Below are 13,411 nucleotides of genomic sequence, written 5' to 3' on the forward strand. Positions count from 1 at the left end.
TCTATCCGGTACCCGGGCGGACTTCCACGACTCTGGAACAGTTCCGGACTAGGCGACCACCTTCGCGTCGGCCAGAACGGCCATGGCGGCGTTGCGCCCATTCAGCGCGATCACGCTGCCGCCCGGGTGGGTCGCCGCGCCGCAGAAGTAGAAGCCGTCGATCGGCGTCCGCGGCGCCAGGCGGTGCTCCCACATCTGGTCCGGGGTGACTTCGCCCTGGAAGATGTTGCCCTGGGTGAGGCCGATCCGCTCCTCGATGTCGGGCGGGCCGAGGACCACATAGCTCTCGATCACGTCGGGGAAGTTGGGCGCGAAGCGGGCGATCAGGTCGATGAACTGCTTGGCCACCTCGTCCCGGCGCGTTGACCAGTCCATGTCGTAGGGCGCGTACTGGCCGAAGACGCTCAGCAGGTGGCGGCCCTCCGGGGCGGGCGTCTGGTCGTAGCCGGTCTGGATGTAGATCTCGCCGAAGCCCACGGCCGGCTCGCCTCGGGCGCAGCGCTCGAAGGCGGCCTGCGCCGCGTCGAGACCGTCGGTGACGTCGATCGTCGCGCGAGCGGGCCAGGACTCGCCGGGCGCCGCGGTCCAGTCGGGGAGCGCGGTCAGCGCCGCGTTGAACTTCACGACGGGGCTGCGGATCTTCCAGGCTTCGAGTCGTTGCCGGTAGTCGTCGGGGACCTCGGTGAGGAGGTTCAGGGCCCGCTTCGGGTCCGCATTGCAGAGGATCGTGCGGGCGCGGATGACCGTCCCGTCCTCGAGCGTGACGCCCTCGCCGGGGGTGATCTCGGCGACGGGGACGCCGGTCGCGAGCGTCGCGCCGGCCTCCTGGGCGGCGTCGGCGATCGCGAAGCTGATCATCCCCATGCCGCCCTTGACGTAGCCCCACACCGGGCCCTGACCCTCGAGGTCGCCCTGATAGTGCATGAGCTTGATCGAGGCCGTGCCCGGGTCCTTCGGGCCGCCGTAGGCGGCGATCACGCCCTGGCCGAACAGCGCGTCCTTGAGCCGCTGATCTGAGATGTAGTCGTCGAGGACGTCGGCGATGCTGGCGTGGAAGACGATGTCGATCATCGTCTGCTCGCCGTGCAGGAGGTCCTCGATCTCCTCGCGGGTGGGCGTGTCGCCGACCCACGTGTCGCGGCCGCGCGTGCGCAGGCGCTGGCGGACCTCGTCGAAGATGTGCTCGTAAGCCCAGTAGCCCTCGATGTCCTTGGCCGAGACGTTGAGGTCCTCGAGGTTGCGCTGGGTCTTCGCGTCGTCGAGCCACTGGCCGAAGCTCGTGCCGTCCTCGAACGGCACCCACAGGTTGGGGTCGGCGACGTAGCACTCGAAGCCGCGTTGCCGGAGCTGCAGCTCGTCGATCACGAGCGCGTCGAGGAGGCCGACGACGTACGCGCAGGGGCTGACGCTGTAGCGCTGGTCCGGGAACGGGCGCTCGAGGGTGCAGGCGCCGCCGAGGCGTTCCCTTCGCTCCAGGACGAGGACGCTCTGGCCCGCTTTCGCGAGGTACGCGGCCGCGGTGAGGCCGTTGTGGCCGCCGCCGACGATCACCGCGTCCCAGTGCTGCGCCGCGAGCTCCTTGACCGGTTTCGGGAGCCCGACCTCCCCCAGCTTGGCTGCGATCTCGTTCATGAGGCCTCCTGGGCCAGTGCGTCGACGGCCACGGCGTGGGTGCCGTGGACGATCACGGGGTTCAGCTCGATCAGCGCGTAGGGCAGCTGCTGGAGCTGGAGCGCGAGCGCGATGACGGGCTTCGGTTCGATCGGGGTGCGGAGCGTTTCGAGCGCTTCGGCGATGCGGGTCGCGTCCGCGGGGAGCGGGACGACGGCGACATCGTCGAGCCGCTCGGTGTGGACGCCGCCGGCGCCGAGAAGCAGGACGGGGACGAGGCCGTCGCGCCGGATCGCCACGAGGACCTCGGTGCCCCGCGGCGCCATCCGCTCGACGAGGACGGTTCGGCCGAGCCGTGTTTGGGCCGCGCGGATCGCGTTCTCATCGTTCAGGTCGAGGACGACGCCGCCCTCGCGCGCCTTATGGGTGACGTTGAGGCGCTTGACGGCGACGGGGCCTTGGAGGCGGCGCCAGGTCGTGACGGCGTCGTCGGTGACCTCGCCGTCGACGATCGGGACGCCGGCGTCGCGTAGAAGGTGTTTGGCCTCGGCCTCGCCGATCAGCCGGCCGGCGTCGGTGCGGGTGTCGAGGCGGCGGGGCGCGCGGAGCGGTTGCATCGCGCGAATCCCGCTGCGCAGGCCGGCGATCGCGCCCGCGGAGACGAGCTCGGGGAGCGTCGAGGCGACCGTCACGTCGCCGGTGGCGTTCTGAACGGCGGTGAGGACGGCCGCCCAGTCCTCGGCGTCGCTGGCCGCGTCGTAGAGCACCAGCACGCGCCCGATCGCGGGGTCGTCGCTCAGTGCCTCGATGAGCTCGGTGAGCTTCTCCGGCTCATCCCAGAGCAGCGCGGTGTAGTCGAGGGGGTTTCCCGCCGTGGCCGCCGCGGGCAGGACGGCGTCGAGGCGGGCGAGCGTCGCGGGCGCGAGGTCGGGCAGGTCGACGCCGAGCTCGGCCGCGAGGTCCGCCGCGACGGCGGAGTCGCCTCCGGAGCACGTCATGACGGCCACGCCCGTCGGCGCCGGGCCGTTGCCGGCCGCGGCCGGGTCGGCCGGCCGCGCGGCGCCGGTCGGCGCCGGGCCGTCGCCGGCACGCGTTGGGCGACGCGGCGCGGCGAGCGCCTTCGCGAGCTCCAGGAGGTCGTGCGGGTCCTCGGCCCAGGCGGCGCCCAGCTCCTCGAACAGCGCGCGGAAGACGCGCTGGTCGCCCGCGAGCGCGCCGGTGTGGGCGACCGCGGCGGCCGCGCCCGCCCGGGAGCGGCCCGCCTTCAGGACGGCGACGCGGATGTTCGCCGCGGCGGCCTTCTGCAGCGCTGCGCACCAGCGGGCGCCGTCGCCGTCGGCCTCCAGGTAGAGGGCGACCGAACGGACCCCGTCGCGCTCGCACACCGCCTCGAGGAAGTCGGTGGCGTCGAGCACGGCCTGGTTGCCGCAGGAGATGACGGTGTGCAGCCGCAGGCCGCGGCGCGAGGCGAGCGCGTTGACCGCGACGTTGCCGGACTGCGAGATCAGCGCGACCGGGCCGGCCTCGCGGGGCTCCACCGTGTCCCCCCAGAGGGCGACGCGATCGGGGAGCGAGATGATCCCGTTCCCGTTCGGGCCGCAGACCGGGAAGCCGTCGGCCGCGGCCGCGAGCGCCGCCTGCAGCTCGTCCTCGCGCGCCTCGGCGAACCCCGCGGAGAAGACGACCGCGCCGCCGCAGCCCATGCCGCGCGCCGTGGCCACGACGTCGGGTGCGTCCGCGGCGGGGATCGCCACGACGACCGCGTCCGGCGCCTCCGGGAGGTCGAGCAACGACGGATAGGCCGCGACGCCGTGCACGTTCGGGCGGCGCGGGTTGACCGCGTAGACGCGGCCGGGGTAGCCGAGCCGCGCGAGGTTGAGCAGCGCCTCGCCGCCGTAGGACGCGGGGCGCTCCGACGCGCCGACGACGGCGATGGAGGCGGGCGCGAAGAGGCGCGAGAGGTCGCGCCGCGCGGGCGGCGCCGCGCCGTGGGCGGCCGGCGAGCCGCGGTGGGGCGGCGCGGCGGCGTCGGGCGGCGAGCCGCGGTGGGGCGGCGCGGCGGCGTCGGGCGGCGAGCCGCGGTGGGGCGGAGCGGCGGCGTCGGGCGGCGAGCCGCGGTCGGGCGGCGCGGCGGCGGGCGTCGCGGCGGCGTCGCGGGTTGCCATCAGTGCAGCACCCGCTCGACACCGCGGCGTTCGAGGGCGCGGGCGACGATCAGCCGCTGGATCTCGCTCGTGCCCTCCCAGATGCGGTCGACGCGCAGCTCGCGCCAGAAGCGCTCGGCGACGTTGACGCGGGTGTAGCCGCGGCCGCCGAAGATCTGCAGGCAGCGGTCGGCGCAGCGGTTGGCGGCCTCGGACACGAAGAGCTTCGCCATCGACGCCTTGGCGTGGATCAGCTTCGGGTCGGCGCCCGCGTCGGCGAGCCGCGCCACTTCCAGGCCGAGGAGCCGGCCCGCGGCCGCGTCGGCGGCGGAGTCGGCCAGTGGGAACGAGACGCCCTGGTGGTCGATGATCCGCGCGCCGCCCTGCTCGCGCTCGATCGCCCACGCGGTGGTCTCCTCGAGCAGGCGGAGCATCGCGCCGCAGCCGCGGGCGGCGATCCCGAGACGCTCCTCGGCGAACCATGCGCGCTGGAGCTCGTCGCCCCCGCCGAGCCCGCCGATCACCGCGTCCTCCCCCACGACGACGCCGTCGAAGCGGATCGTCGGATGCCCGTGCGGATAGGTGTGGGTGAAGGGCGGGTCGTCGACGACGGAGATCCCCGTGAGGCCCGCCTCGACGAGGAAGAGCGTCGGCGACGGCGCCAGCGCCATGACGATGAACACCGCCGCGACGTCGCCGTAGGTCACGAACCACTTCTCGCCGTCGATCCGCCAGCCGCCGTCCACGCGGGTCGCGGTGGTCTCGATCCCCGACGGGTCCGATCCCGCCCCCGCCTCGGTCACCGCGTACGCGTCGTGCAGCTCGCCCCGCAACGCGGGCTTGAGCCAGCGCTCGATCTGCGCAGCCGACCCATGGGCCAGCACGTTGTACGCGGTCGGGACGTGCCACGACAACGCGTTCGTCGAGCGCCCGAACTGCTCCTCGACCTCGAACCACTCGACGTGCGACCACCCCTGACCGCCGTGCTCGCGCGAGTGCAGGCTGCCGGAGATCCCGCGCGCGAGCGCCTCCTCCTTGATCAGCGCGACGTCCTCCGGCGTGATCCGCCCGAGCTCCGCGTCGACCTCGCGCGGGATCAGGATCTCGTCCACGAACGCCTTCGCCCGCTCCGCAGCAGTCATGCCTTAGGGTCCTCCTCGTGGAAGCCAGAGCGGCCGCGCGGGCCAGCGCCCGGGCACGAATCCTGGACGCGGCCGTGAAACTCGTCGCGCGTGAGGGCATCAACGACGTCCGCATCGCGCGCATCGCGCAGGAGGCGGGCGTCTCCCCCTCGCTGCTGCACTACCACTTCGCCACCCGCGACGCCTTGTTGGCGGAGGCGCTCGAGCACTCCTACGAGCTCGCCGGCACGATCCGCATCGGCCCGGACGACGAGCCCGCGCCCGCCGCGGCGCGCCTCCAGAGCATGATCGATCAGTGCCTGCCCGCCGAGGGCTCGCTGCGCGACGACTGGCTGCTGTGGGTCGAGCTGTGGCTGCACGCCGCACGCCGCCCCGAACTGCGTCCCACCGCGGCGCGTCTGTACGCGCGCATGCACCAGTGGTTCGGGGAGACGATCGCGGAGGGCGTCGAGTCCGGCGAGTTCACCGTGGCCGACCCGGGTCGGACGATCGACCGCCTGCTGGCGCTGATCGACGGCTACGGCATCCGGGCGCTGACGGACGACCCGGCGATGCCGATCGAGCGCGCGCGGGAAGAGATCTGGGACGCCGTCAGTCACGAGCTGGGGCTCTGAGCGCGTCGCGTTCGGCCGGCTTGAGCGCGCGGCCCGGGACCTCCAGCGTCGTCGCGGCCTCGACCGCGACGCCTTCGCCGTCCGCCACCGTCTCGCGGGTGCGGAACGACGCGCGGCCGACGGCGTCCAGCGTGCAGGTCACCGTGACCGGCTTGCGGCCGAGCGGCCGGCGGTAGCCGACCGCGACGTGCGTGACGACCGCGTCCGGCAGGCGCGGGCCCAGCCAGGCCGCTCGCGCCTCCTCCAGGAACGTGAAGAGCACCGCGGGGTCGACGTGGCCGGCCGCGTCGAGGTCGCGGGCGCGGACCTCGATACGCACGCGATGGACGGACGCCGACTCGACCACGACCGGCGCCGGCGGCGAGGGCAGCGTCACGCCCAGCTCGAGCTCGGCCACCCGCCGTGCCCACGAAGCGGCGCGGCCCGGCGGGACGTCCTCGCCGTGGACGGTCGTGTGCAGGCCGATGCCGTCGATCACGGCGACCAGCCGCGCGGCGGTGTCCTGGACGTCCTCGCACGCCCAGCACCCCTGGCGGACGCCGTCCTCCAACACTTCGGCGAGCACCGCGCGCCAGCCGACGTCGAAGCGCCCCAGCGTGTCCCGCACCAACGGCGAATGCACCGACTCGCCCCACGCGTCCACCCACAGCCGCCAGGAGTCGGCGTCCGCCCACTCGGACTGGTCCAAGTACGCCGCGAGGCGCTCGGGCGGGTCCTCGAAGCGGCGCGAGATCGCCTCCAGCGACGCGAGATCCTCCCGCGCGGCAGCCGCGAACGCCTCCGCGACGACCTCGTCCTTGGACCCGAAGTGGTAGTTGAGCAACCCGAGCGACGCGCCCGCCTCGCGGGTGATCTCCCCCACCGTCGCCGCGGCGAAGCCGTCGCGGCCGATCACCCGGCGGGCCGCGGTCACCAACTCCTCGCGCCGCCTCATGGCTCCAGGACCCGCAGGCACTCCGCCGGGAGGTGCACGCTCACCGGGTCGCCGGAGGCGTGCTCGACGAGGGTGCCGTCATTGGGGACGTCGCACCGCACCAAGGCGCCCGAAGCCAGCCGCACCCGCACGTCCTGGTGGAAGCCCAGGTAGACGACCGCCTCCACCATGCCCGGAAGCCGGTTCTCGCCGCCGGACCCGTGCGGCTCGAGCCGCACCCGCTCCGGCCGGATCATCGCCAGCGCGTCGCCGGTCTGTCCGTTGACGTTCGCGCGCAGCGAGAACTCGCCCACGCGCAAGCCACCCTCGGAGACGACCGCGGGGATCAGGTTCGACGCGCCGAGGAAGTTCGCCACGAACGCGGTCCGCGGCTCCTCGTAGAGCACCCGCGGCTCGTCGCACTGCTCGACCCGCCCGTTGCGCATGACCGCGACGCGGTCGCTCATCGTCAGCGCCTCGTCCTGGTCGTGGGTGACGTAGACGAACGTGATCCCGAGCGTCTCCTGGATGCGCTTGAGCTCGACCTGCAGGTCGACCCGCAGCCGCGCGTCCAACGCGCCCAACGGCTCGTCCAACAGCAGGACCGGCGGGGCGAGCACGATCGCCCGCGCCAACGCCACTCGCTGCTGCTGGCCACCGGACAGCTGACCCGGACGCCGCTCCCCCAAGGCGCCCAGCTGCACCATCTCCATCGCCTCGCCGACCCGCCGCGCCATGTCCGCCTTCGAGCACTTCTGATAGCGCAGCCCGAACGCCACGTTCTGCGCGACCGTCATGTGCGGGAACAGGGCGTAGGACTGGAAGACCGTGTTGACCGGCCGCTTGTGCGGCGGCTTGTCCGCCATGTCGACCCCGTCGAGCTTGATCGCCCCGGAGTCCAGCTTCTCGAACCCCGCGATCAGCCGCAGGGTCGACGTCTTCCCGCACCCCGACGGGCCGAGCATCGTGAAGAACTCGCCGCCCGGCATGTGCAGGTCGATGCCGTCGACCGCCACGACGTCGCCGTAGCGCTTGGTCAGCTGGTCGAGGTCGATCTGGCCCCGGGTCATTGGGCCGTTCCCGCCGCGAACGTGCTCACCGACGCCTCCTGACCGCGCGCGAAGCGCTTGAACACCAACCACGCCAGCGTCAGCGCCAGCAGCGAGAGCACGAGCATCACCGTCGCCAGCGCGTTCAAGGCGGGCGTGGGCGCGGCGCGCGCCGTGGCGTAGATCCGCATCGGCACCGTGGTCGTGTCGGCGCCCGAGGCCATGTACTGCGCGACCACGAAGTCATCGATCGAGAGCGCGAACGTGCTCAGCATCGCCGCCGCGATCGCCGGCGCCAGCAGCGGGAGCAGCACGCGCCGCAGCACCTCCCGCTGCGGCGCCCCGAGATCGGCCGCGGCCTCCTCGACGTCGTTGCCGATCATCACCAGCCGCCCGCGCACGATCAGCACGACCCACGAAAGCGAGAACGTCACGTGCCCGATCACCTGCGCGGTCGTGCCCAGGCCGATGAAGCCGAACGCGGAGGTGAACAGCAGGAACAGGCCGACGGCGAACACCAGCTCGGGCGTGACCAGCGGCAGCAGCATCAGGATGTTCGAGACCCCCGAGCCGCGCCCGCGCCACCGCTGCAGGCCGATCGCCAGCGCGGTGCCCAGCGGTGTGGCGATCAGCATCGCCAGGCCCGCGAGCACGAGCGAGTGCTGCAGCGCGGCCCACAGCGTCGGGTCGTTGCGCACGCTCAGCGTCGGATCCGTCCAGAACCACCGCAGCGAGAACCCCTGCGACGACGTCCGCGAGCGGCCCTCGTTGAACGCGAACCTGATCGCCAGCAGCACGGGCAGGAGCGACCATGCCACATAGATCCACGTCACCGCCGGGAGCACGCGGATCCGCCTCATTGCTCGCTCCGCAGGACTCGCAGGTAATAGACCATGAAGACGAGGAGGAACGCGCTCAACAGCAGCGTCAAAGCAGCGCCGAGCGCCTTGTCCGGCCCGCCCTGGACGTAGTTGTTGATCGTGTTGCCGAGCAGCGCGGTCTTCGGCGAGCCCGACATCAGGTCCGGCGTGTAATAGTCGCCGAACATCGGCAGCGCGATCAGCACGATCCCGCCCAGCGTCCCCGCCTTGCTGAGCGGGAGCACGACGCGCCGGAACGCCGAGGCCGGCGGCGCGCCCAGGTCGCGCGCGGCCTCGATCAGCCGCTGGTCGATCCGATCCAGCGAGGCGTACAGCGGCAGGATCAGGTAGGGCACGTAGCCGTAGACGAGCCCGAGGATCACCGCGATCGGTTGCCCGCCGAGCCAGTCGTTGCCATCCAAGAGCCCAAGCGCCGAGAACACGCGGTCGATCGACAGCGCGTTGAGCACGTCCGCCGCGTACCCGCCGGTCGCCAGCAGGTTCGTCCACGCGAACATCCGCATCAGGTACGAGATCCAGAACGGCGCGACCAGCAGGACGAGCAGGAGCGCCTTCGTCTTGCCGTGCGCCTGCCGCGAGACGTAGTAGGCGACCGGGTAGCCGATCGCCAGCGACAGGAGCACCGCGACGACGACGTAGACGATCGTGCGGACGAACACGCCCCACGTCCGCCCGCCCGGCACGACGTCGGTGATCGCCTGCCAGATGTAGCCGACGTTCCAGTCGAGCGGGTTCCAGTGCGGGACCGGCTCGTAGAGGTCGGTGATGTTCCCGAACCCGACCGCGACGATCGCGTAGAACGCCACGAGGAAGAACGCGGCGAGCCACGCCATCCCCGGCACTGTCAAGAAGCCCCAGGCGCGCTTCATCTCATCCGTTGCGGAACGCGTCCCAGTTCTGGTCCCAGGCGCGTCGGCCCGCGGCCGTCAGGGCGAGGTAGGCGTTGCCGTTCGCGTACTCCTCCCGCGTGACGACGCAGTTCGAGAGGTTCTGCGGCAGCAACTGCTGTTCGAACAGCGCCTGCGCGTCGATCTTGGTGATCGGCGGCTGGTAGCCCACGTACCCCGTGAAGTTCTCCAGCGCGTTCTTCGGGTCGAGCATGTAGTTCATGAACCGGTGCGCCATCACCGGCTTCTCGGCCTCGGCGCCGACGCAGATGCAGTCGTTGAACACCGGCCCGCCTGACGACGGGGTCCAGTAGGAGAGGACCTCCCCGGTGGTTCCCTCGGGCAGGTACGAGATGACGGCGTTGAGCATGTCGCCCGACCAGACCTGGTTGAGCCACATGCGCCCGGCGGGGAGCGTCTCGTAGCCGGTGATCGTCACCTTCACGCGCGCGATCTCGTTGAGCTCCTTCAGATCCTCGGACGCGCGCTTGAGCAGCACCGGGTTCTCGGTGTTGAGGTCGGTCACGCCGCGGTACATCAGCGCCATCCCGATGCCCTCGCGCGAGTCGTCGAGCACCCCCACGCGCCCGCGGTACGGCTCCGACTTCCAGAACGATTCCCAGCCGAGCTCGGCCGGGTCGAACGCCTTGATCTCGTCGTTGCGCCAGCCGATCCCGGTCGTGTACAGCGTGTACGGCACCGAGTAGCGCGGGCCGAGGTCGTAGAACGGGTCCTGCAGCTCGGGCCAGACCTCGGTCTTCAGGTTCGGGACGAGGTCGAGATTGAGCGGCTGGACCAGCTTGCGGCCGACGAGCCGCGAGAGGTGGTCGGGCGCGGTGAAGATGACGTCGAAGCGCAGCCGCCCGGTCGAGAGCTTGGTGAACGCCTCGTCGAGCGAGTTGAACGTGGTCACCCGCACCGACACGTTCTCCTGCTTGCCGAAGGCCTTGATGACCTCCGGGTTCAGGTAGTCGGCGTAGTTGTAGATCTGCAGCTCGCCGCCGGACTCGGGCTTGGTCGCCTCCACCGGCTCGCCGACCTTCGGCAGCGTGACCGGATAGTCGCGGCGCGAGAGCGGGATGCCCGCGGCGTCGACCGGCCCGCCGGCGGTGGGATCGCCCATGATCCCGTTGCCGGACGACCCCTCGGCGGTGGCGACGGGCGTCGTGGTGTTCTCGCACCCCGTCAGGCTCGCCCCGGCCAGCAACGCTCCGGCGCCCGCGAGCAGTCCCCTCCTCGACAGTCCTGAAGGCTCGTTCAAGACTCCTCGATCCTGACTGTTTGTGACTATCGTGTCAAGCTCGACTGAGCAGCTTGAACGGGCGTTCAGTGAAACGGCGCTTGCGGCGGTCCTTCAGGACGCGCTGGGCGGCGTTGTGGCCGGCGGCGGCGATCACGCCCCCGCCCGGGTGCGTCCCGGCGCCGCACAGATAGAGGCCGTGGACGGGCGTCGAGTAGCGCGAGAGCAGCGGCGTCGGGCGCATGAACGCCATCTGGTCCAGGCCCTGCTCGCCCTGGAAGATCGAGCCGCCGACGAGGCCGAAGATCCGCTCCAGGTCCGGCGGCGCGAGGACCTCGTAGTGCACGACGGCGTCGCGGACGTTGGGCGCGTGCTGGGCGACGATCTCCAGGCAGCGCTGCGCGTAGGCCTCGCGGGCGCCGTCCGGCCAGCCGGCCTCGTCGTGCGGGCCGTACTGGGTGAACATCGTCATCACGGTCGTGCCGTCGTCGGTCAGCGAGGGATCGATCGCCGTCGGCACCTCGACCTCGATGTACGGCGCGGCGGCGGGCTTGCCGAGCGTCGCGTCCTGCCAGGCGCGCTCCAGGTAGTCGATGCTCGGGCAGATCGCGAGGCTCGTGTGCATCAGCGCGTCGTCGGAGAACCTCGGCGGCTCGCTCAGGATCCAGTTGACCTTCACGGAGCCGCCGCGCGAGCGGTAGCGCTCCATGTCGGTGACGACCTCCTCCGGGAAGTGCTCGCCGCCGACGAGGTCCAGGACGGTCGTCTTCGGGTGCGCGCCGGACATCACGATGTCCGCGGTGATCGTCTCGCCGTCCTCCAGGGTCACGCCCTGCACGCGGCCGTCGCGCACGTCGATGCTCGCGACCGGCGCGTGCGTGCGGACGGTCGCGCCGAACGCGCGGGCGCTGGCCGCGATCGCCTCGGAGATCGCCCCCATCCCGCCCTTGACGTGACCCCAGGCGCCGCCGACCCCGTCGAGCTCGCCGAGCTCGTGGTGCAGGAGGTTGTAGGCCGTGCCGGGGGTCCGCGGGCCCGCCCAGACGCCCACCACGCCGGTGCTGGCGTAGGCGCCCTTGAGGGCGTCGTTGGAGAACCAGTCGTCGAGCAGGTCGCCGACGGACATCGTCATCACGCGATAGAGCTCCTGCAGCCCTCTTCGGGAGAGCCCGGCGGCGCGGCCCGCCTCGCGCAGCAGCTCGAGCACGTCGCCCGGGTGCCTGGAGCCGAGCGCGGGCGGCGGCTTGAGCATCATCGGGCGCAGGACGTCGGCGACGCGCTCCATCATCGCGTCGAACTCGGGCATCTTGGCGGCGTCTTTCGGTGAGACGCGGGCGAGCGAGGCCTGGGCCTTGGCGTCGTCGTTGTGGAACAGGATCGGGGTGCCGTTCGCGGCGAAGGTGGCGAACGGCGGGTCGAGCGGGATCGGGTCGTAGCCGAAGCGCTTGAGCTCGAGGTCGGCGACCACCTGCGGGCGCAGCATGCTCACCACGTACGACGCTCTGGACACGCGGCGGCCGGGAGAGATCTCCTCGGTCACGCAGGCGCCGCCCAGCAGATCGCGGCGTTCCAGGACGCAGACGCGCAGACCCGCGCGCGAGAGGTAGGCGGCCGCGGTCAGGCCGTTGTGGCCGCCGCCGACGACGATCGCGTCGAAGTCGCTCATCGCAGCGCCTCCAGGTAGCGCTCGGCGACCATCACGTCGAACGTGTGCACGTCGTCCTCCTGCGTCGTGTAGCGGCCGGGCGTGAACGAGGGCGAGCTCATGCCGCGCTGCGTGAGCTCGCACACCTCCCAGTCCTCGCGATTGACCTGGTCCCAGAACTCGACGGCGTCGGACGAGTCGAAGTCCGGCGCCTCGATCGCCTCGGGCTCGAAGAACCACTCGCACACGACCTCGGTGCGGTCCGGGCCCTTCGGCCACAGCGTGTGCAGCATCACGTAGTCCGGGTGCAGCGACACCAGCGTGTTCGGGAAGATCAGGAAGTAGAGGATCGAGCGCACGTCGACGCCGTCGATCGGCGCGCGCGTGCGGGCGCCGTCGACGGTCATGTCCTCCACGCCCTCGGCGAGCGTCATCGAGCCGCCACACCACAGGCCGGCGCCCTCGATCGTCTCGCCGGAGAGGTAGTGGCTGAGCCGGTTCAGCTCCGGATGCACGCCCGGGCAGTGCAGGCACTCGCTGTAGTTCTCGCCGATCGCCTTCCAGTTGGCGCCGACGTCGTACACCTTGCGCGCGCCGCGTTTGAGCTCGGCGTTGCGGTACTGCGCGAGCATCGGGGCGAGGTCGCCGATGTGGGCCTGCGGCGGCGGCGCCTCGCCGGAGAGGTCGAGCAGGACGAGCCCTTCGACGACCGCGAGGCGGACCTCGTGCAGCGAGAAGCACTTCGGGTCGAAGTTGTCGAGGCCGCCCGTGAACGGCGCGTTCTTGAGGCTGCCGTCGAAGCCGTAGGTCCAGGCGTGGTACGGGCACTGGATGCGACGCAGCGTGCCGTAGGGCTGGATGACCAGGCGCGCGCCGCGGTGCCGGCACGTGTTCAGGAACGCGCGCGGGAGCCCGTCGTCATCCCCCACGACGAGCACGTTCTCGCCGCCGGCCTCGATCGTGAGGAACTGCCCGCGGCTCGCCACCTGCTCGATGTGACCGGCGCAGATCCAGCCCTGACGGAAGAAGTTGGCACGTTCCCACTGGAAGACCGCGTAGTCCGTGTACGCCGCTCCCGGGAGCATCGTCGCCTGCTCCAGCGGCAGGCACGTGCGCTCGACATCCGCGGCGGAGAGCGGGAGATCGGGGTTGATCACGGTCACGCGGCAGCTCCCTTCGAGGTTCGACCGGGGCGAACCCTACCACCCGCTTGTGCAACTGGCAACAAAGTCAGTTTGGTCCGTACGCGCAAGTCTGGACGCTCGCTCGCGTTTGGGAGTTGTGT

The 13,411-nt window shown here is 71.7% G+C and carries 11 protein-coding genes; 1 reads left to right on the top strand and 10 read right to left on the bottom strand.

What is annotated here, in order from left to right; translation table 11 throughout:
* Nucleotides 1–48: 48 nt before the first annotated feature.
* Genes G569_RS0142765 through G569_RS0142775 form a run of 3 tightly spaced genes read right to left on the bottom strand, consistent with a single transcriptional unit; the run spans nucleotide 49 to nucleotide 4,897 of the window.
* Nucleotides 49–1,632 (bottom strand): phytoene desaturase family protein, encoded by a 1,584-nt coding sequence (locus G569_RS0142765; protein WP_028067953.1) that lies wholly within the window; start codon nucleotides 1,630–1,632, stop codon nucleotides 49–51.
* Entirely contained in the window at nucleotides 1,629–3,776 is a 2,148-nt protein-coding gene (locus tag G569_RS0142770) for a CoA-binding protein (protein ID WP_028067954.1), read from the bottom strand. Before G569_RS0142770 ends, G569_RS0142765 begins: the two co-directional genes overlap by 4 nt.
* Entirely contained in the window at nucleotides 3,776–4,897 is a 1,122-nt protein-coding gene (locus G569_RS0142775) for an acyl-CoA dehydrogenase family protein (RefSeq protein ID WP_028067955.1), read from the bottom strand. The genes G569_RS0142770 and G569_RS0142775 overlap by 1 nt, the downstream gene beginning before the upstream one ends.
* A gap of 17 nt (nucleotides 4,898–4,914) precedes the next feature.
* Here G569_RS0142775 and G569_RS0142780 point away from each other — a divergent pair, with 17 nt between their 5' ends.
* On the top strand, nucleotides 4,915–5,511 hold the full coding sequence (locus G569_RS0142780; RefSeq protein ID WP_028067956.1) for a TetR/AcrR family transcriptional regulator: 597 nt from the start codon (nucleotides 4,915–4,917) through the stop codon (nucleotides 5,509–5,511).
* On the opposite strand, the gene G569_RS0142785 is transcribed toward G569_RS0142780, so the two are convergent.
* The 7 genes from G569_RS0142785 to G569_RS56475 are packed head-to-tail and all read right to left on the bottom strand — an operon-like array spanning nucleotide 5,489 to nucleotide 13,289.
* Entirely contained in the window at nucleotides 5,489–6,445 is a 957-nt protein-coding gene (locus G569_RS0142785; RefSeq protein ID WP_037503381.1) for a TetR family transcriptional regulator C-terminal domain-containing protein, read from the bottom strand. The genes G569_RS0142780 and G569_RS0142785 overlap by 23 nt on opposite strands.
* The gene (locus G569_RS0142790) at nucleotides 6,442–7,494 is read right to left on the bottom strand and encodes an ABC transporter ATP-binding protein (RefSeq protein WP_028067958.1); all 1,053 of its coding nucleotides are present in this window, start codon (nucleotides 7,492–7,494) and stop codon (nucleotides 6,442–6,444) included. The genes G569_RS0142785 and G569_RS0142790 overlap by 4 nt, the downstream gene beginning before the upstream one ends.
* Nucleotides 7,491–8,333, bottom strand: coding sequence for an ABC transporter permease (locus tag G569_RS56465; RefSeq protein ID WP_037503385.1), 843 nt, complete (start codon nucleotides 8,331–8,333; stop codon nucleotides 7,491–7,493). Before G569_RS56465 ends, G569_RS0142790 begins: the two co-directional genes overlap by 4 nt.
* Nucleotides 8,330–9,187: an ABC transporter permease gene (locus tag G569_RS0142800; protein WP_169542381.1), complete on the bottom strand. Its 858-nt coding sequence runs from the start codon at nucleotides 9,185–9,187 to the stop codon at nucleotides 8,330–8,332. Before G569_RS0142800 ends, G569_RS56465 begins: the two co-directional genes overlap by 4 nt.
* Before the next feature lie 37 nt (nucleotides 9,188–9,224).
* The gene (locus tag G569_RS56470; RefSeq protein ID WP_157592703.1) at nucleotides 9,225–10,502 is read right to left on the bottom strand and encodes an ABC transporter substrate-binding protein; all 1,278 of its coding nucleotides are present in this window, start codon (nucleotides 10,500–10,502) and stop codon (nucleotides 9,225–9,227) included.
* Nucleotides 10,503–10,536: 34 nt separating this feature from the next.
* Nucleotides 10,537–12,147 carry a phytoene desaturase family protein gene (locus G569_RS0142810; protein WP_028067960.1) on the bottom strand — a complete coding sequence of 537 codons (1,611 nt, stop codon included), beginning with the start codon at nucleotides 12,145–12,147 and terminating at the stop codon, nucleotides 10,537–10,539.
* On the bottom strand, nucleotides 12,144–13,289 hold the full coding sequence (locus G569_RS56475; protein ID WP_053227837.1) for an aromatic ring-hydroxylating oxygenase subunit alpha: 1,146 nt from the start codon (nucleotides 13,287–13,289) through the stop codon (nucleotides 12,144–12,146). The genes G569_RS0142810 and G569_RS56475 overlap by 4 nt, the downstream gene beginning before the upstream one ends.
* Between the last annotated feature and the right edge of the window lie 122 nt (nucleotides 13,290–13,411).

Source organism: Solirubrobacter soli DSM 22325 (genome assembly GCF_000423665.1).
GTDB classification, from domain to species: domain Bacteria; phylum Actinomycetota; class Thermoleophilia; order Solirubrobacterales; family Solirubrobacteraceae; genus Solirubrobacter; species Solirubrobacter soli.

What these genes read in the sequence shown, in the direction of transcription:
- G569_RS0142785 (WP_037503381.1), bottom strand. Translation starts at nt 6,445, where the DNA reads ATGAGGCGGCGCGAGGAGTTGGTGACCGCGGCCCGCCGGGTGATCGGC.
- G569_RS0142790 (WP_028067958.1), bottom strand. Translation starts at nt 7,494, where the DNA reads ATGACCCGGGGCCAGATCGACCTCGACCAGCTGACCAAGCGCTACGGC.
- G569_RS0142810 (WP_028067960.1), bottom strand. Translation starts at nt 12,147, where the DNA reads ATGAGCGACTTCGACGCGATCGTCGTCGGCGGCGGCCACAACGGCCTG.
- G569_RS0142775 (WP_028067955.1), bottom strand. Translation starts at nt 4,897, where the DNA reads ATGACTGCTGCGGAGCGGGCGAAGGCGTTCGTGGACGAGATCCTGATC.
- G569_RS0142770 (WP_028067954.1), bottom strand. Translation starts at nt 3,776, where the DNA reads ATGGCAACCCGCGACGCCGCCGCGACGCCCGCCGCCGCGCCGCCCGAC.
- G569_RS0142800 (WP_169542381.1), bottom strand. Translation starts at nt 9,187, where the DNA reads ATGGCGTGGCTCGCCGCGTTCTTCCTCGTGGCGTTCTACGCGATCGTC.
- G569_RS56465 (WP_037503385.1), bottom strand. Translation starts at nt 8,333, where the DNA reads ATGAGGCGGATCCGCGTGCTCCCGGCGGTGACGTGGATCTATGTGGCA.
- G569_RS0142765 (WP_028067953.1), bottom strand. Translation starts at nt 1,632, where the DNA reads ATGAACGAGATCGCAGCCAAGCTGGGGGAGGTCGGGCTCCCGAAACCG.